The sequence below is a fragment of the Paenibacillus sp. DCT19 genome (genome assembly GCF_003268635.1).
Lineage (GTDB): Bacteria > Bacillota > Bacilli > Paenibacillales > Paenibacillaceae > Paenibacillus.
This window is the reverse complement of sequence record NZ_CP029639.1, coordinates 3,533,128-3,552,240: the sequence shown is the minus strand read 5'-3', so window position 1 is coordinate 3,552,240 and position 19,113 is coordinate 3,533,128. Positions and strand designations below refer to the sequence as shown.

The window sequence follows — 19,113 nt, the reverse complement described above, 5'->3', positions numbered from 1 at the left end:
TTCGTGCATATCGTAACCCATATTAAGTTTTTGGGGAGGTTTCTTATGTATACGGCATATCCGGCGCACTATTATTACAGGCAAGGCTTTACACCCATCTGGGCAACATCTGCGAATGAAGCTCTTGCATTAATGAAGATGGCAGTTCAAGGGGAAAAAAGTGATGAGTTATTTTATGATGCTCTCATCAAGCTTGCTCCCAATGCGAACCAGGCTATGATTATTACGAGCATTCGAAATGATGAACGTGCACATAATCAGATGTTTAGAGAAATGTATAAAGATTTAACGGGTCAGGACATTGGTCAGGAGAGTCAGGCCACGGCTGAACCGGTTGATTCTTATCTGAGTGGTCTGCAGACTGCTTTTCAAGGGAATTAAGCGCTGTTGAGAGATATCGAAAAATATGGTTTGGTCTGCCTTATGGAATTTACAAGGATACAGTATGGGGAATTATACTCGATGAACAAAAACATGCCGATAAATACAACAATTTAATAACATACAACTTACCGAGATAAGGATTTCCAGCATGATGTAATCAAAGATATGAAAAAGAAGAGAAGCCCCTTAGGCTACGTTATTCCTTCCTCGGGGCTTGAATGTGATATTATTCCTCCTCCGCCTCAGCTTCGGATGGGTTAGACTGAGGAGCCATTAGACCCTGCACCGCACCCATAAATGGCTGGATGGATTTGATCATGCCGTAGCCCATTTTCACGACTGGCACGAAGCGTTGAATCATACCGAACAGACGCATACCTCCGCCTAGCATACTCCCAGCCGAAGTCGCTCCTCCTAACCCACCCATTAGTGAACCCATCATTGGCATGAAGGATGAGACCTGCGCGTTTGAAGTAGTGCGCGTATAGTTGGAAGCCTTGCCTGTGCTGTTTACCCGTTTACGGCGGTTGTTAGAACGAACACCCTTACCATTACTGCGATTAACTTTGCTACGCTTGGCGGAATGGGATTTCCCGTCGGTTGCCCCAGTGTGCGATATCTTGCCTCCCCCGGCAATCACCACGCCTCCATGTTTCACATCCCTAATGTAGCCAATATACGTTTCACCATTATGGAGAGTCACACATACAGGACGATCTTTATATCGCTCTGCCTTTACGCGTATTGTATTTGGTTTAGCCATGCATTTTCACCTCGCTCCACTGAACTTACTTCAGTTTACGCGTTGGGTGGACGACTTGCCTGTGCGAATGGGACGGATTTACATATGGAAAGCCTTCCAGAACTCGCCTTCGGTATTGATGATATCTTTGATCTGGGTAAACGGAATGTTGAAGGTTGGGAATCCAGCGGCATAAGGTGCAATCTCATAAGGTGCAAAATACAGATGCAGTGCATCTGCTGTCACAAAGAACGGCTGATCTGGGCTAATGCCCTCATACGTATCAGGAAACACATACGAATATTGTGGATCATTCTTGATCTGATCAGCTACAATTCGACTTAGAACCTTGACGTAGTCACTGTTTGTTTTAAATAAGTCTTTGAGCTCATACATACGTCCATTCGTTAGATTAATAATGGCGTATATCATCGTAGGCATGCCATGTGCCGCACCAAACGGATAGTTGTACCCTGTGAGCTGTAATTGAAGTAACTGCTGCTTGTAGAAGGTAATGTCAAAGTCGCCCGTATAGGAATAATCTAACTTCTGATCCGCAGGAATAGGCTTAACCTGTGATAAGGATTTTAGTTTGGCATTCACCCCAAGCTGTGCGGCTTGATCTGCCATCCCTTCAACTTGCGGATAATAAACTAAATAATCCGGGTTAGGCTTATACTTTTCCTCACGCACACGGTACGGTGGATGGAGCGGCACGATCGTATTTTGTTTCCATATCACCTGTCCGCTTCGATTCACATAGGATAAACGTTGGTCGACAAATGCTTTGATCAAATTCGGAGCTACAACCTCAAGCGTACCCGAGCCTTCCACCTGAGGATATCCTGGAGCGGGCTGACCACTGCGATCTAGCAAATAGGTGCGTTTGCCATCTGACGCGGAAAGTAATCCCTGTTTAAACTGTCCCACATCCCGATACGTGAATGGCGAGAGTAACTTCCCAGATTCATCCGCGATTGCATACAAGGAACCAATGTAAGGCTGTTCGGGATCAATCGCTTGACCAAGCGCAAATCGCTGCTCTCCCAGCTCTCGAATATCGTTATAGGTTGGCTGAATGACGAATTGCCCTTGCCGAGTAATTACACCATAAGTTGATTTGTAGTCCGCTGAGGTGTTAACAATGGCAAGCCCGTTATGAAACGGAAGTGCTGTGCTGAACTGGGGCTGAATGATAATATTGCCACGTTCATCGATATATCCATATTTGCCTGCTGTCTCCTTCTGGAATGCAAGCATTCCGTCGCCTAGTGGGCCGACATACGGGTAAGGATACGTTGCGAGTCTGTTACCGTTGAGGTCAATTAACGCATACTCATTCTCCTTAATCTGCACGACGGCCTTCCCTTGCTGAAAATCATAGGCTGACTGGAACTGTGCCTTAATGGCCTCTTGACCTGATTGATCTAGATAACCATATTTGCTGGTTCCACCGCCTGTGCTGCTGTCCGTATCGTAAAATAAAGCACGACCATCAGATAGATCCGCAATAAATGGATAGGCTCGTCGGGTCAAGACATGTCCTTGTTCATCAATCATTTTGAAACCTTGGGCATCGATAACGATCGCTCGACCTTCCACATACGAATTAATACTATCGTAAAGTGGCTGAACGACAAATTGTCCATTCAAATTAATGACGCCAGCTTTCCCATTTTGCACGACAACGGCCAGACCGTTCGGTTGAAAATCACGCGCATCGTCTAGTACAGGCTCCAATCGAATATGACCTTGTTCATCCATGTACCCCCACCGAGTCCCATGTACGGTTCTAACGGAAACGGGATATAACCACGTGACCTCGCGCGCATGACTGCCACTTTCCATGGCTTGCTTAATGCTTTTCTCAAGAGCAAGTAATGCCTCTTTGGATGGATAGGGGTCAGTGAAGCTTAATGCTTTCTGGACAGAAGCCAGTGCAGCTGGGAACATGCCTGCCTTATATTGTGCGTCTGCGAGATAACTCCAGTAGAAAATATAGTCTGGATAATGCTGCGTCAGCTTCTCATAATATTGCACCACTTTGGGGAAATAGTAGGGATAGACGTCCGGTGCAGATACCCACTTCCCATTTTGCCAGCGGATGATATCTACCCGGTAAGCTTCGCCTGTATCATGAATCCATAGTGCAATTTCTACTTTGCCATCTCGTCCATGCTGTCCTGGCATATCAATAATCTCTGCATGGCTAAATACGACATCTTCTGGTGATAGATCCTTTAAGCCAGAATCCGTCCAATCGTATACAGCCAGCTTCGACCAGATTGCACCTAGCTGCCACCCTACAATAAGATTATTTCTAGAGGTAGATGTAACTGGCGCAGCCGTGAGTAACGTAACCCGATATCCCAGTCCTTTGGTAAGCGACATCTTGATCCATTGACCGTTATAAAACTTCAGAACGAGTAGGTATAGTTCACCATTCAACTGATAGACTGTAGCAATTTCTGGGATACCATCTCCCGTCAGGTCAGCAGCATAAATGGCGGGATGTTTCACCGGTTTATCAATTGTGACGACTGTTGCACCAGCCGGGATATGTTGATGGACAATCTGAACAAGTAGCGGCTCGCTTATAGACATTTTGGTTCCTCCCTTATGACCGCATTCGCCTAATGGTATGCGTCATCTACAGGGATATGACATGAAATTCACTTCCATAACTTACTTCCACGTTTACATAGACGATGAGGAACAAGCTTGATCAACTTATGATACGACTACACATTCTTCTCTGTTTATTCTTCTTCTTCATTTAGATTCATCATTCATCTTGCAGAGGTACCTTCTGTCCATTGATAAGCAGATGAGTCACATCATGCACCGGGATTGTTGATGGGATATCCACTTGAGGAGATCCTGATCCAGACTAATAAAACCGGAGACGGCATTAAGTCGCGAACCGTCTTTTAGATAAATCTCCATACGCAGATCATTCAGTGGAATCTTCTCTAGTTTCTCTCCTGTAAGAGTAACTCCGATGGTAGAAAGTTGAATAGAGATCGGAACTTGTGAACCGTCTGGATCAGAAAGCTGGATAGCTCCCACTTTGCGTACAGCATCCTTTTTGAGGTCAAACGTGGTTGTCCAGTTTCCCTTCAAGACTTCTGTGATGTTGGTGAAGCTCCCCTTAAGCTTTAACTGATGCAATTGACCAGCTTTGGACAGAGCAGATAGATCATACACGTACTCAATATAGTCTCCTCCATATCCCACGCCATCCTTCATATAATGCCCGTAGCTAATGGAGTATTCGGGTATATCAAGCTTTTTTCCTTGCTCATTCGTAAAGTAGAAGTGACCATGATTGTACTCCCCGATCTCCTTGTCTGGATTAGTCTGAATGTGTAACTGATCATCAATAAAGCCAATATTCGAAATGTGCATCCAATCCATTCCCTCTACATGGATCTGGGTTACATCTTGATGGAGTACAGGAATCTTGCCGATCTCCCACAACTCATTACCGGCTTCACCGCCGACTCCGTTGATAGAATCAGTTTCTCTATCCAGAATATCGTAGCTTGCGGTGTTCTTTTCTTGCAGTAATTTGTCCCAGTCCACAGGCACACGATAATCATCATTACGTGCTGCGCCTGACATCATCGTATTAATGCGAACCGTAATTCGTTGTGCGCTGACTTTTCCTTGAATGAGAAAACGAACGATGGCTGTTTGCTTCGATTCATCGTAATGCACAACCTGTGCGTTATTTGCCCTTCCTCCAGATACTCTGAAATCATAAATATCCAATGTATTGTCAATGCGATGCCCTGTTAGGTCAGTGAGCGCAACATAGATCTCCGTGGTGTTCCCGTCCCTAGCTGCACCAATAACTTCCATCCGAATCCCCTGATCCTCACTGACCTGATGCACAGGCTTCAGAATACTTAAACGATCTTCGCCCAGAAAATGTAGAACTGAAGATAAATCTATCATTCCCACAGAAGCAGCAGCCCCCGTCACCAGGCATAAGGAAAGTGCAGCAGTAACAGGGATTAATATCGCTTTACGAACCCTTTTTTTCCGAGTTCTGGTCTGTGTTAGAGTTATGGGGAAATCATGAGATACAGCGGATGGTTTATCCGTTCCGGATTCATTCATCGCTACTTTTTCATAGAACAGTCGCTTAATGTTAGCAAGATTTTGTTCCGTGAACGGTTGGTTGGATGCTTTCATCGTGTCGCCTCCCTACTTCCTATTAATCCACCATGTTTTCAAGCGCTGTCTGGAGCGATACAGCTTATTGTGAACTTGCCTGACGTGCAGAGATAATGCCTTCGATATTTCATGGGGCGTTGCCCATCGTAAAATCGACGCTTCATGATCTCACGTTCTAGCTCTGGAAAAGACTCTATCATTTGTTTAAGCTCCACATCGTTCTCCTTACTAATCACCTGGATGAGCAAGTCTTCCGAATGCTGCGCATGAATCTCTTCTTCATATGTAAGCTCTGATCTGCGACTTAGTTTTCGATAGCGGTCAATCGCTTTATGTTTGGCGATCGTTGCCAGATAATTCTTGAGACTACTTCGGCCGGATTGAAATGCATCTGGATTTTGCCAAAATGTAAAAAATGTATCAGCTACGCATTCTTCAATATCTTCAGTCGATGCCTGATAGAGAATAGAATGTACGATTTTCCATAACAAACCAGCGTAATGGTTCATCACCCATTCCATCGCTTCAGCATCACCGCTTGCTATGGCATGTCTAATCTGTTCTTCGTTCACGACGACAGACTCCCTCCCTTCCCGTCCTGTTGAGATAGCATACTTCCATATGTACTGACCTTACTATATTCGATTGGAAATTGTCTTTTACTTACACAAATGATAAAAAAAGATTTGCAGTGGTAAGAGCCAACTGCAAATCTTCTAATATGTTTCTATAACGTATAAAATTCATTGATAGATTATAGCTACATGCTCAGATGCATCATACTCTATATCCGCTCAGGTAAGCTCCACTATTATTCTATACGCTGTCTTGCTTAATACTAAGCTGTACATATTGGGTCAGACGGCAAAACTGATAAAACAATACATCTTCATCGCCTTCTCCGAGAGCCACCCGGCGCCCTTCCCGAATTACATGTTCAACCAGCTCGTGTAAAAACGTCATCTGCAACTGCAATGATTCCTCCGCCAGCGGTTGCAGCACATCTAGATCTCGGGTACTAAACTGGGATAAACCTCGCAATAACAACTCTTCCAACCAACTCTCGAATCTCTGCATGAGGTAATTATAGTCTTCCAAGTCTCTTCATCCTTCCATAACCCAGATCCAGCTTAAGACTGAATACGGTGTTTCCTTTCAGAAAACTGATGGGGACGATCTGCTGTTGCTCTACTCGAACAAAGGCATAGAAATGCTCCAGAGCTGCCGCGCCATAGCCTGATTCCAGCCGTTTAATCGTCGTTTCCCAATCCGAGGCATAAGGTAATGTCAGAACGAGTTCTTCGCTTGCTTCTGTCAACATCGTAAGCATAAGATCCTGTGTACTCGGTTCAAAGTGATGTTCCAAAATGCGCGAGACCTTAACCATAGCAAGTTGCTCTTTAGGAGCAGAGAACAAGCTAACTTCCTGTGAATCATAACCTAGAATTGATGAAGCTTCCTGAACCAGCCACTCTAAATTCACATTCTCTACTTCTGACCGAGGGAGAATCGTAAGCTTAGCTCCCTCTCCAGAAGATAGCCTGCGTTCTTCATTGACTTTGACAGCGTTAAATTGCACTTCTTCGCCCGCAAACTGACGAAATGTCACTTGAGGTAGCCATGGAATGTAAGATCCATAATGTTCTGTATAAGAGAACTCTTGATCTTCATAATAAGTGGCTCTGACATCGCTATACGTATAGATCTGCTGGTCGTCCAGCCCACAGAAGTAATATGTGATGCCTCGGTAGCCTGAACGTGTCTCCCATGCATCTGCTCCGATTCCATACAAATGCAGCTCCGGCACTGTATAATATTTACTGCGGAATCGACCAATAAGCTGGCTTTGTTGAATGGCTGACGCCTTTTCCTGTTCAAGGACGTGAAGTGCAAGGTACAGCTTACTTACTCGGTTCAGCAATGTGGGCATAGAGAAGCGCACATGTCGGTTAAAAAACAACTGTAGCTCTCCCTGAATGCCGCGTAAGCTACGCTCAATATCTGGCAAATTACCGCTATGGGCTGTGATCGCTAGCGTCTCTAACTCTGCTATATAGGACTCAGGAAGCCGTGCGAGTCCTGTTTTGAGCATATCAGCCAGGATAATACGACATTCTTTAACCGTCTGTAGGGAGAACTTTAGGTCAAATGCTTTGGTATTTAGAGATTCAGTGTCATCTATCCCTTGTTGCATCCTGTATCGAAGCAATGCTTCTAGCTTGGCTATATTTCCAGCTGTTTGCTTCACTTTGCACAGAGCTTTGGCGAGACTGGGCTCCTCCGTAAATGACACTTCAATGTTCTGTCTCACAAGGTATACCGTAAGAAGCGATTCTTCCAACACTTTAATGGCTTCAGGATACCTTAAACGGAACAGCACTTCTTCAATGACGGAAGAACTCAGCGATTTAATCAGTTTCGTAAGATCAGCTTCAAGCATCCAGCTGAATCTAGACACTGTTGCTATAGACGATGAAGCTTGATCTGCACTAATTTCAACAAGTTCACTTTCCTGAGTTACTCCTGCCTGAGTTACGCCGGTTACGCCTTCTGTTTCACTTTGTACACTCGAATTCTCTATGTCTGTTGTCACATGCTCCCGCTGATAATAGAGAATTGAAATTAACACATGCTTGCAGATCTGATCGGATGGACATGAACATTGCCAATGATCCAGCGTATTTTCCAGCGTACACGTTGACCCTTCACTTAGCTCACAACTGACGGATGTTTCGTTCCATGTATAGTCTACCGTTACACCGTTATCCAACTCTTTTAAAGATCGCTTATACAACCCTTTATTCGCATATCGAATCAAATAATCTTCGGTACATCGATTGGAGAATATCCGAAACTTCTGTTCAAATGAACTCACCTGATCAACGCCCCGTTGCTCTCAAAATATCATAGATGGTCTCACTAAATATGCGTCCAGATATCTGTCCGAGCGGAATGGCTTTGTTATTGCCATAATAATAGGATCTGTTATTCTCCGGCTTGAAGAAGTGTAGCCCTTCAAGTGTAATCTCTTCCAACCCATCATAATACGTGATGCTAGTGCCACTGAACTGTAGTTCTGCAACGAGGTCTCCATATTCCTTGTAAAATTCATGATACCAGCCACCATCCTGTGCTGGACCTTTGATCCATCCGTACTTCTCCAATGCTTTTGGCAGAGCAGTTGGCGAGAATTCGGCTTCTGGCAAGTGCTCATATTCAACTTTATTTTTGTCATCATCCTCAACGACATGTACTTCACGTTCCAGCTGCTCAAACGGTTGTTTGATCTCATAATCCTCTAGTTGTGTCTTCCATGCTTCTAACGTAGTTGCCTCAAGTTCAAGTGGGTGCACGAGTCCAACACGTGTAGTCGAAGCAAGCTCGTATTCGTCCTCGTCCACCGTATTAAATGTGCCGTCTTCCATATAACGGAACGTGTCTACAAGCTCTCCATCTTTATACGTTCCCCAGATCAGACCAACAGCGAATTTACGCATGATGACATTGCGAACGAATAGGTCTTTCCAGTCCGCTGCAGACCATAGACGTTGCTTGGACAATGACTCTTCAAGTCGTTGTGCCTGAATATTAACCATGGATTTAAGTTCCTTCTTCAACTGTGTAAAGCGTGCCTTTGATTTAGCAGCAAGCTCAGCATCATCTTTTTGCCCTGGAGCAGGCAGACTTTTCACGGATTTGCCTGTTTCTTCATTCAGCACGACGACCTGCAGATCACTGCTCACCTTGATGAGGAATGACCGCTCCCCGTAACTGAGCTGTAACGTACCATTCTCATCGAATCCGAGAGTTGTAACCAATCGATCTTCCAGTTGCTCCGAAGTGAGTCCCAGGTTGTCGGCTGCAAGCTGTAACGCTTCCTCTGCGGCACCTTTAACCTGACGATTCTTCACACTACGTTTAATTTTGTCAATTGCCATCAGAGCAGAAGGCTCTTTCAGGTAAGCAAGTACTTTTACAGCATCTGCCGCAATTGCACCCCGACTATTTTCAGTCCAATCCTTGATCTGGGAAGCCAATATATTCACAATCTGAATATCACCAAAGAGTGCTGCAAGGTACATCACCCATTTCTCCTTCGCAGGAGCGCTATCTTGAATCCACACATGAAGTAACTCATTCACAAAACGTGCCAACGATTCCTCGCTAATATATTCGCGAAGTTCATTAAGTCGTTCATTCGGAGCAGATGTATGTTCAACCGATTGTATCAAGGCATACTGTTTGATGCGGTCATCTAGCGGCTGATTGTCCTCTAAACGGATTAGTGCAGGTAAATCTTTCAGAGATAACCATCCGAGTCTGGATAGCTTTTTGGTATCTGCTTGTTCAGCAAGCGCAGCGTGTGCAAACTCTGGACTCTGATCTGCAGTTTCTTTCAGGATTTGAATAAGGTTTTTCCAGTCCGCCGATTTCTCGCTCTTGAACAGTTCCTCGTACAATGCCTTGCTGTTTTCCAGTGATCGGATTGCAGATAGAGCCATCTCTTTGATTGCTGCTTTTTTCTCTGAGCGATATATCAACGTATATAATTCTTGATCCGGTATACGGTTGAATTCAGCTAACGCAGTACTCGTTGCTTTTTTGGAAGAATCCTGTAGTCCGGCACGAATTGCCTCAGCCAGCTGTTCCTTCGAAAGCTCGTCACGTTGTTCAAAAGCAATTTCAAGTATCAAAATGCGCGTATCTGTAGGTAGCTTTTTATATTGTGAGAGCGCATAATCCAAATTCTGCTGAATGATACGGCGATATTCATCATGTGGCATCGATTTGTAGCTGTAATCCGTCATCCCATTAAGCGAGAACAGGCTAGTAAGCAATTGTTCACGCTTCACCTGAGGGTCTTGTCCATAACGTTGCAGCAGCTTCTCACCACTGAAAGCATAAGAACTATACATATCCGAGATAATATCCAGCGTCCAATCCGGATGAGTCGTCAAGATGGCGAACCGGCGCATCGCTTCCGAATCAAGTGGCAGAAAGCTAATGCTGATCAGATTGTTAATTCGTTTTCGATCCCGATTCAGATGATTAAACAGTCCGCGACTGTTTGGATCTTCCCAATATTCTTCTAGTGACGTTTCACCATTTAAATACCGGGCAATCGCAAGCCCCTGTCTTCCTCCATCCAAAGGCTGACGAAGAGCGTTGAACACAGCCTCCTCCATCGTCGCTTCAGGATTAGCTAATGCCAATCCGTTATCTTCCATTATTTTTTGAATGACCGCTTTGAGGAAAGGAGTCTTGATGATCTCATACGCTCGTGCTGCTTGCTCAGGCTGACTCACAATAGCCGCATGTAGCGTATTCCAAGATATCATGTATGCATTGAGTTCATCACGTAACAATTCAATCAACTGGTAAGGCTCCTTTAAGGAGACCAGTCCTTCAAGCAGCGCATTTGCATTCTTCGGTCTGGAGTCCAAGCCGAGCAAAAACTGACGAATTTCGAGAGGATATATTTCATGTAACCGTTGGATGGTATCTAGCAAAACAGCTCCCGTCTCTGTCTCAGCCTCAAGGAATCGCTGTTTGCCTCCATGTATGTTAATCAGATACAGCACAGCGCTGCTGAGCAGTATCATCATTTGATGAAACTCACTATGTGAGCCTTGTTCTTTGGAAGAGAGTTCAGTATTCGGATAATACTTAGCTATAAGCTGACTGCGCTTTTGCTGTATAGGCTCATCCTTCAGTATTTTGGCAGAGCTGTGATGCTTTCCTTGCATATGACGCACGATTGCAGGCTCAATTAATGTATGTAGTTCATCCCGCAGCTTCTTCGAATCATCTTCCATCACATATTGCAATAGTGGTGGCAGAGATTGCTTATATTGTTGCACCTGGGCAGCATGAGATGCAGTGTCACTTAGCTTGGAGTACAGTTGTAATAACATGAGTGCTTGCAGGATATCCTGATAGTTACCCTGATTCTCTTTGTTATTTAAGAGCCACTGTGCACGCTTCAATCTGCCATTCAATTCTTCAAGGATTTCCTCTTCACCAGCGAATTGCTTGATTTTGTTCAATCGTTGCACTAACTGATCCATACGATCAGGAGTCTGACTTCTTCCAGCTAATCCATACGGTGAGAATGCCGCACTAATACAAATTTCAAACGCACTCGTTCGCCACGAATTACGTTTAGCATAGCTCGATTCCAAATGCATCACTATAGCTCCTGCACGGAAAAACACATCTCCGTCATCCTTTTTACCAAGCTTGGTTAACATATCAATCGTATAATAAACATAATGGCTTGATTTCCCCATCATCTCAGGAAACTTGTCTGTACGACCCATAACATATTCAATAATTTCATCACTACGGTCTGTTTTGAGTGAATAGTCTTGAGAGCACATCACTGCAAACTTTTCGACTAAACCTTCAACTCCGCGATCAACTGTAATCATATTTATTCCTCCTTAAGGTTGAGTTTACCAACAACAAACGTGATGTGGTTCTATGTTATCCTGCAAGCATTTTTACGTGATAATCTCGCCAATCCAATCGGCTAGTTCATTCGGGGTAATGGCTGCAACATGCGCACCCATATTCGTGAGTGTCTGGGCGGCATGTTTGTTGTAGACTGAGTCTCCATTGAAATCAAGTGCTGTGAGCACGAGCAATTTGCAGCCCGCATCAATAATATCTTTACACGCTTGGTACATGTGGTTGATGTGGAATCCTTCTTCCAGGTCACTGACGAGAATATAGATCGTTTTGCCAGGGTTATCAATTAACGTCTCACCGTATCTTAATGCTTTGGCGATATGCGTTCCCCCACCAAGCTGTACATTCATGAGAACATCCACGGGATCTTCCAATCGGTTACTTAGATCAACGACCTGGGTATCAAATATAAATAATTTCGTACGAAGTGCATTCAAGCGATAGAAAATACTTGCCATAACCGAGCTATAGATGACGGAGTCCATCATACTTCCACTCTCATCGACAGCAATGATAATGTCCCACTTGTTATGGTTCTGTGTCGAACCGTCAAAGTACAGACGATCTATTACGAATCTTCGTTTATTTTTATCGTAATTTTTCAAATTCCGGGTGATCGTTCGTTTGAAATTCAGATTACGCAAAGATCGTACCGAGCTAGATGTGTAACGACTGCGTTTCCCTAGGATGCTAGCCCGGGTCTGAGATTCTAGCTTACTGCGAAGCTCCTCAACCACGGTGCGCACAATTTCTTTGGCACTACGAAGTACATCGCCCTTCATTCGACCTTTGAACTGCATGATGTTTTTGAGCAGATTCATATTTGGTTCAAGGGATTCTAACAGCTTCTTGTCGGTTAATAACTCCGTTAAGCCGTAACGGTCAAGTGCTTGCTTTTCGAGAATTTCGACCGTCGTTTTAGGAAAGAGCTCTCTAACTTTATGAAGCCATTTGGGCACCGTCAGATCAGAAGCACCTTGTCCACCTGTTTTGCGGTACCCTTGTTCCTCACCATACTCACGGTTATACAAATAACCTAGAATCTCATCAACTTCGTGATAATGAAAATTCTTGGAATCAAACGCTTCGTTATTAGACAAACCTTCCTCTGCTGAATCACCAAGAATGAGTCGCCAGCGGTTAATGGTCTCGGTTGTATTGCGTACCTCCTTAGATCCGTCAACACCATGCAGCTCATCGTTTGTCGATACCTCTTTATTCAGGTCAGCTTCCATGCGCCAAACTCCTTTCGCATCGCTTCATCCCATGATCTAGCCGCTTGTAGTAGTTGTTCATCTATTGGGGCTCGCCCTAATTCCTCGGATTGAACTTGGTGCAGACTTGCGACTCTATCAGCGATGAGACCCGTCTCCATCGGTGTGAAATAGGTGAACGCGAGCCGCAGCTCAGGTACCATACTCATAAATTCATCCAGTGGGAGCTGCTCAATTAGAAGATTTAGTTCATGTAATAGTTCATCTTCATATAAGAAGGCATCACGAGCTATGGCAAATACACCTTGCAAATAAAGAGCAGTCTGGCGCATCTGTTCCGGAGCCCCATGGATATAACCACGTGCTCGTTCTACAATTTCATGCCTTGGCCGATCACCAAGTCCTGAAGAAATGGCAATACATACGCCTTCCAATTGAGCAGGAAGCTGATGATCCGTTAATAGTTCATTCAGATGTATTCTGAATGTGTCATCTAGATAACGTTCCTCCGAGGATTCTGCCAGCATAGCAAGCAGCTTCAACCCTTGAATGATTGCTTCATGCTCATCGGGGTTCGTTCTAGAGAGATGTAACAGCTTGTCCACAGCGTTGTTATATGCTTCGAGCACCATAGCAGGCAACTGCTGATCCTCGAATAGACCAAGGAGTCTGCGATGCTGATGAATACGGTGCAGAATTCGAAGACTGGCACACAAGGATAGGAAGTTACCATCCGTTCTGAGCGCACTTCGCACCTTCTCAACCAATTGTTTTGAGGTACTTTGTAATCCCATCAGCATGGCTTGCAGCATCGCTCTCGCAAGCTCCCCGCTATGATGGTCTGGAATGTCACTCATCGCTTCTTCCATCTTCCGTGTTGCCGCTTCCTGAATCGTCCCTCCATATAGCGAATTTTCGATCAAACGTGCTTCGACTCTGGAGGAATATGCATACACCCACGTCTCTCGAACCAAATTCATATCACGCTGTGCAACCCAATCCGGGCCTGCCTGACGTCTGGCAAAGTCCGGGACTAGATACGTCGTACATTCAAATAATTGACTGAGCTTGCGATGTTCAGGCTTCGCGTACAGATCTAACACTTTCTTGTGTTGGCCCGTCGTTCGAAGCTGGAGCTTAGCCTCATTGCAGCGCTCTTTGAAGTCTTCAACAATCGGAATACTATATTGGTTCGGTGCAACCGCGCCGATGACATCCCCGGTTAGCACATGTTGAAGCTCTTGTAGCGGTTTATCTGTAGCTAACGTAAGTTCACCTTTTACAAAAGCAGATAATGCACCATCCATCAACTCGTAAACTCCGCCTTCTCTCTTGCCACGCAGTGACGCGAGTCCCTGAATCATGCTATAAGCTTCAATTGCATCGCTTGTAGATACATACTCATGATTTTCACGAAGCTTGCGTGTAAGTTTAGATAAAACCTCCACAGCCGTTGCATGATAGGGTGACTGGTTATGACGAAGGATGTGATTCCAGATCTGTTCGTAATAATTGACATAAGGCATCCCGCTTGCATATCCATTTAATCGATCCGCTTCAGCGAATGTATAAACCATCGGATACATTTGCTTCCGCAAGGGTTCCGTCTCGGGCTTGAGAGAAGATCGGGATATATTAGCGTTATCGGAGCTGGTTGAATTCGTGTCTGGCATAACAAGCCCATAGGTATGGAACCCTCCCGTAATCACCAGCACACGGTCAAATACCAGCTTAGCCTCTTGTATACGTTGTTTCATATGAGCTTCTCTTGCGAGATCCCCTGTACGTTGCAGTTGCTCATCTGAATAACACATACGAGATAGTGTGCAATAGGTAAATACATCCTGCACAAATGCTTGCGTTGTTTTCTCAAGCCCTGCAATCTCAAATACTTTCTCCCACAATTCATCGAAGCTACGACAATTCGTTTTGTGGCACAACCGAAGAATAAAGTCAGATCCTGCAAGCAATGTTTCATCCTGAACGGATACGTGCTGTTGCTCTTGTTCTCTCGGTTTCGAGAAATGATGATAATCCAAGTCAATGAAATGAGCTGGGATGCCAAGCCGTGAGGCCTCCTTCAGAGCTACATACTCGGGTGAATATCGCAGCATGGGATAATAGCAGGCTTCTCTCGTTTGATCCGTCTCATAGGTGTAATACAAGCTAATCGGTGGAATGGTAGCTTCATCACTTAATACTTCAAGATAAGGATTACCGCTCTCCGGTCCTTCAATGAGGATGGTATCCGGCTTATACTCTTTTATTAATCGTAGCAAATGATAAGAACACGCTGGACTATGATGACGTATAGGAAAATAGATCGTGTCATTGTTCAGGTTGTACACCTGAGAATCAAACAACGTCTCGACATGTTCAAGCTCTTGCTGCCGAACCTCTTCTAACCGATCCATTTTTTCTCCTCATAATAATCCTTCCAGATTCCTTCATCCCTAGCTCGTTCCTTCACAATCTTCGAGAAATAGGATTTGAGAATCGAAAGATCTTTTTCATTTTCCTTAGCAATCGTTCCAAGCATGTTCTGAACAAGGCGATCTAAAGCGATATCTTTATCTTCGTAATAATAGGATGTCATCGCACTCTGAACATAGACTGACACGGCTTCAGCCGTACTCATCGTTGCTTGTGGTGTATCGAGCTTGTACCCTTCTCGTGTTAATCCTGTGCGAAGCTCCATGAAAGTTGTGGCTAACAGTTCGACCACGTCTGTATTGATATCAATATCAACACCGCTATGTAATAATAGGCTCCGAGCCTGTGACTCAATAATTTTGGCTTCCATTTTGACATTGCTGATCGGTTTGATCGTTTCAAAATTGAAACGACGCTTCAATGCACCGCTCATCTCGTTAACACCTTTATCCGTATGTTGGCAGTAGCGATAACGTTGAATCCGGATTGCGCAAACAGAACGCCACCATCCAGTTCGGGAATACTCATCACCTTGTCACTGAGGATACTGATCAAGCTATCCTGTGCCTCTGCTGGACAACGGGTAATCTCTTCAAAACGTGTGATGATCCCTTTCTTCATTCCATTATATAGTGGTGACGGTACAAGGGCGGCTTCTGATGGACCTTTGTCAAGCAGCATGGCATAATTCCATGAATACTTAATCATATCTTCTGTGGTGCCTGCTGTGCCTTGAATCGTATTTAAGCTCGTCCCTGAGATTGCTGCGGATAGTAATTCGCTAAGCATGGTCTTCGCTGTACCGGGTTCACCTACTAGCATTAACCCTCGGTTGCCCGCAAGTGTGACGACTGCCCGTTCGATTAATACATCATTACCGTAAAATTTACGTGTAATGGGAATCTCTTCGCCATTCAATATGGCGGGTTTATCCCTGCCTATAATAAAATCCCTGACGTATACGGGAGATAACAACCAATGCGGAGGACGTTTCCCTGTGTCTTCTTCTCGTAGTGCCCGTAATTCAGTTTCATATAATGTCTCGGCGGGTGGTTTAAGCATCTCCATCGTCAAGATATCTCCTCTCGAATAAACAGATCGTATGTTCTTATAATAGGCATTTTATCACAGCATGCGCTGAACCACCGTAGAAAACGGTAAAAATGGTTGGAACGTCCTTCATCTCTGGCTTCTTATATAAGTCCATGGACATGGGTAGGAGTGTAAATGTGAACTTAAATCCACCAAAAAAGCACAGGCAATAACCTGTGCTCACAACTCTCTCTATCTTTCACTCTAAATTTTATATTCTACGTTCTACATCCTCCGTCCACAAGAAGCCGAGTACAGTTCATACCAATCGTAGCGTGTTAGTTCGGTTTGAACCGCATCCTTGCAGGCTCTAATACGCTCTGGTCGGATCGAGCCGATAATAGGCTGGATACCCGCAGGGTGTTTCATCAACCATGCAAGTACAATAGCCTCGGATGTAACACCACGTTCCTTCGCCATACGTTCAACAAGTTGAGCTGTAGCTTCAATCTCTGGGCGTTGCCCATCAACCACTCTTCCTGTAAAACGTCCTTGAGCAAGTGCACCCCAAGCTTGGAGCTGAATATGCTCCGATTGACAGAACTCCATTGTTCCATAAGGAAATACATTATGAAGCGCTTGAGGGCGATTCACGGTAACCCCAGCTTCGACAAAACCAATTTTATCTAAGCTCATCTCAAGCTGATTCACGATAAAAGGTATGTTGCTATAGGACTGCAGGAGACGAATCTGCTCTGAGCCCATGTTGGAAACACCGAAGTGCCTTACCTTACCGGAATGATGGAGCTTAGCCAAGGATTCTGCAATCTCTTGCGGGTGTGCAAGCGGGTCTGGACGGTGTAACAGTAAAATATCCAAATAATCGACACCGAGACGTTGAAGGATACCATCCACACTGGCCAGGATATGTGAACCTGATGAATCGTAACGTTGGGGGCCATCATCATCACCAACGAGACGGATGCCACACTTGGATTGAATGATGATCTGTTCCCTTAAGCCGGCTGACTCTGTTAATATACGTCCAAACACATGCTCCGCCTTGCCTCGTGTATAAATATCCGCCAGATCATAATGATTAATGCCAATCTCAAGTGCTGCTTCTACGGCCTGGTGTCCCTCGTAGACTAGATCATCGGTAATCGGGAGCCCATCCCACTCGCCTCCAAACCGCATACAGCCAAGGACAAGAGGACTTGCAGGGATATGATGATGATGCAGTGGTAATTGAGGATTAGACATGTTACATTTCGCCTCCGTTACATTTTTATAGTTGAAGACAGGTTTCAGCATTTCAATATGGAATATATACATGAATCAAACTTTATGTATGAAAGAGCAAAACTTCCCTGTAATTCCTTAAACAAGAATATCACAATTCAAGCTTGTAGATGAAAGGAGATTTACAATTTGAACATGAATGAATCTTCTCAACCGGAGTTTTTTACTAAAGAATTTACACAGAACCCTTATCCCGTATATGAAAATCTTAGAAAGAACGATCCGATCTATAAAGTGATGTTCCCGAGTGGTGAGTTCGGCTGGATCATTACGCGATATGATGATGCTGTTGAGATCCTGAAAGATTCACGTCTGAGTAAAGATGTGGCTAAACGGTATGGAGCTGAGAACCAGAGCATTTTTGTCAATAATATGTTATTCTCCGATCCGCCGGATCACCGCCGTTTACGTGGACTTGTGCAGAAAGCGTTCACTCCCAAATGGATTGCAGGTATGAGAGATCATATTCAATCTATCGCAGACAATCTACTCGATCAGCTAGAATCCAGGGATCAAATGAACCTGATTGATGATTATGCTTTTCCGCTACCCATCATCGTGATTAGTGAAATCCTCGGTGTTCCACTGGAAGATCAGGATAAATTCCGGATGTGGTCGAACACAATCATTGATGCAACGAGCTCTGAGCACGCCGAGATGTTTGAACAGCATGCCCAAGAGTTTATTGAATATCTAAATGCTTGGTTTGATAAGGTGCGTAAAGAGCCTGGGAATGATCTCATCAGTCAATTAGTCGTTGCGGAAGAAGCTGGTGAAAAGTTAACAGAGAACGAGCTGTTAGGCGTTGTTGCGCTACTCATTATTGCTGGACATGAGACAACAGTTAATCTCATTGGCAATGGTATCCTAGCTTTATTAGAACACCCGAGTCAGCGAGACCTTCTTATTGAACAACCCGAGCTGATTCATCAAGCCATTGAAGAAATGCTCCGTTATAACGGACCTGTTGAATTTAGCACATCGCGCTGGGCATTAGAGGATATAGAGTTCCGTGGTCAACATATTGCTCAAGGTGAGCTTGTGATAGTTGCCCTGGATTCTGCGAATCGAGATGAGCAGCAATTCCAAGATGCAGACGTATTCGACATCACGCGTGAGAAGAGTCCACATTTAGCTTTTGGAAAAGGAATTCATCTCTGTCTTGGGGCTCCATTAGCCCGTCTGGAGGGGGAGATCGCTGTGATGACACTCCTACGTCGATTCCCTAATATGCAGCTTCAAGCTGACGTGGATCAGCTTGAATGGAGACCCGGGATGATCGTCCGCGGAGTGAAAGAGATTCCGTTACAACTCTAATAATCCTTGTTTTAATTGAAAGTGAGGCACAGCATC

At 44.6% G+C, this 19,113-nt stretch carries 12 protein-coding genes and 1 pseudogene; 2 read left to right on the top strand and 11 right to left on the bottom strand.

Annotated features, from left to right (window positions below; translation table 11 throughout):
* The first annotated feature begins 45 nt into the window (after positions 1 to 45).
* Positions 46 to 381: a ferritin-like domain-containing protein gene (locus tag DMB88_RS16215; RefSeq protein WP_254438202.1), complete on the top strand. Its 336-nt coding sequence runs from the start codon at positions 46 to 48 to the stop codon at positions 379 to 381.
* A 229-nt stretch (positions 382 to 610) separates the two neighbouring features.
* Here DMB88_RS16215 and DMB88_RS16210 read toward each other — a convergent pair whose 3' ends face one another.
* The 11 genes and pseudogenes from DMB88_RS16210 to DMB88_RS16160 all read right to left on the bottom strand — a co-directional run bounded on the left by DMB88_RS16210 (position 611) and on the right by DMB88_RS16160 (position 17,721).
* On the bottom strand, positions 611 to 1,147 hold the full coding sequence (locus tag DMB88_RS16210; protein WP_128102196.1) for a hypothetical protein: 537 nt from the start codon (positions 1,145 to 1,147) through the stop codon (positions 611 to 613).
* A gap of 78 nt (positions 1,148 to 1,225) precedes the next feature.
* The gene (locus DMB88_RS16205) at positions 1,226 to 3,730 is read right to left on the bottom strand and encodes a WG repeat-containing protein (protein WP_128102195.1); all 2,505 of its coding nucleotides are present in this window, start codon (positions 3,728 to 3,730) and stop codon (positions 1,226 to 1,228) included.
* 228 nt (positions 3,731 to 3,958) lie between these two features.
* Positions 3,959 to 5,326 carry a DUF4179 domain-containing protein gene (locus DMB88_RS16200; RefSeq protein ID WP_128102194.1) on the bottom strand — a complete coding sequence of 456 codons (1,368 nt, stop codon included), beginning with the start codon at positions 5,324 to 5,326 and terminating at the stop codon, positions 3,959 to 3,961.
* 38 nt (positions 5,327 to 5,364) lie between these two features.
* Positions 5,365 to 5,880 carry a sigma-70 family RNA polymerase sigma factor gene (locus tag DMB88_RS16195; RefSeq protein ID WP_128102193.1) on the bottom strand — a complete coding sequence of 172 codons (516 nt, stop codon included), beginning with the start codon at positions 5,878 to 5,880 and terminating at the stop codon, positions 5,365 to 5,367.
* A 244-nt stretch (positions 5,881 to 6,124) separates the two neighbouring features.
* Positions 6,125 to 6,406: a hypothetical protein gene (locus DMB88_RS16190; RefSeq protein WP_128102192.1), complete on the bottom strand. Its 282-nt coding sequence runs from the start codon at positions 6,404 to 6,406 to the stop codon at positions 6,125 to 6,127.
* Positions 6,393 to 8,183, bottom strand: a complete 1,791-nt coding sequence (locus tag DMB88_RS16185) for a hypothetical protein (RefSeq protein WP_128102191.1) — start codon at positions 8,181 to 8,183, stop codon at positions 6,393 to 6,395. Before DMB88_RS16185 ends, DMB88_RS16190 begins: the two co-directional genes overlap by 14 nt.
* A gap of 4 nt (positions 8,184 to 8,187) precedes the next feature.
* Positions 8,188 to 11,739 carry a DUF4132 domain-containing protein gene (locus DMB88_RS16180; RefSeq protein WP_128102190.1) on the bottom strand — a complete coding sequence of 1,184 codons (3,552 nt, stop codon included), beginning with the start codon at positions 11,737 to 11,739 and terminating at the stop codon, positions 8,188 to 8,190.
* 72 nt (positions 11,740 to 11,811) lie between these two features.
* On the bottom strand, positions 11,812 to 13,014 hold the full coding sequence (locus DMB88_RS16175) for a VWA domain-containing protein (RefSeq protein ID WP_128102189.1): 1,203 nt from the start codon (positions 13,012 to 13,014) through the stop codon (positions 11,812 to 11,814).
* Positions 12,999 to 15,407 carry a DUF5682 family protein gene (locus DMB88_RS16170; protein WP_128102188.1) on the bottom strand — a complete coding sequence of 803 codons (2,409 nt, stop codon included), beginning with the start codon at positions 15,405 to 15,407 and terminating at the stop codon, positions 12,999 to 13,001. The genes DMB88_RS16175 and DMB88_RS16170 overlap by 16 nt, the downstream gene beginning before the upstream one ends.
* Positions 15,395 to 16,494, bottom strand: a pseudogene (locus DMB88_RS16165) (AAA family ATPase). Before DMB88_RS16165 ends, DMB88_RS16170 begins: the two are co-directional and overlap by 13 nt.
* 249 nt (positions 16,495 to 16,743) lie before the next feature.
* Positions 16,744 to 17,721 (bottom strand): aldo/keto reductase, encoded by a 978-nt coding sequence (locus DMB88_RS16160; RefSeq protein ID WP_128102187.1) that lies wholly within the window; start codon positions 17,719 to 17,721, stop codon positions 16,744 to 16,746.
* 168 nt (positions 17,722 to 17,889) lie between these two features.
* On the opposite strand from DMB88_RS16160, the gene DMB88_RS16155 reads away from it, so the two are divergent.
* Positions 17,890 to 19,077 carry a cytochrome P450 family protein gene (locus tag DMB88_RS16155; RefSeq protein ID WP_128102186.1) on the top strand — a complete coding sequence of 396 codons (1,188 nt, stop codon included), beginning with the start codon at positions 17,890 to 17,892 and terminating at the stop codon, positions 19,075 to 19,077.
* Positions 19,078 to 19,113: the final 36 nt, after the last annotated feature.

Excerpts from the sequence above, each read along its gene's own strand:
- DMB88_RS16160 (WP_128102187.1), bottom strand. The coding sequence starts at position 17,721 with ATGTCTAATCCTCAATTACCACTGCATCATCATCATATCCCTGCAAGT.
- DMB88_RS16180 (WP_128102190.1), bottom strand. The coding sequence starts at position 11,739 with ATGATTACAGTTGATCGCGGAGTTGAAGGTTTAGTCGAAAAGTTTGCA.
- DMB88_RS16215 (WP_254438202.1), top strand. The coding sequence starts at position 46 with ATGTATACGGCATATCCGGCGCACTATTATTACAGGCAAGGCTTTACA.
- DMB88_RS16200 (WP_128102194.1), bottom strand. The coding sequence starts at position 5,326 with ATGAAAGCATCCAACCAACCGTTCACGGAACAAAATCTTGCTAACATT.
- DMB88_RS16170 (WP_128102188.1), bottom strand. The coding sequence starts at position 15,407 with ATGGATCGGTTAGAAGAGGTTCGGCAGCAAGAGCTTGAACATGTCGAG.
- DMB88_RS16210 (WP_128102196.1), bottom strand. The coding sequence starts at position 1,147 with ATGGCTAAACCAAATACAATACGCGTAAAGGCAGAGCGATATAAAGAT.
- DMB88_RS16175 (WP_128102189.1), bottom strand. The coding sequence starts at position 13,014 with ATGGAAGCTGACCTGAATAAAGAGGTATCGACAAACGATGAGCTGCAT.
- DMB88_RS16205 (WP_128102195.1), bottom strand. The coding sequence starts at position 3,730 with ATGTCTATAAGCGAGCCGCTACTTGTTCAGATTGTCCATCAACATATC.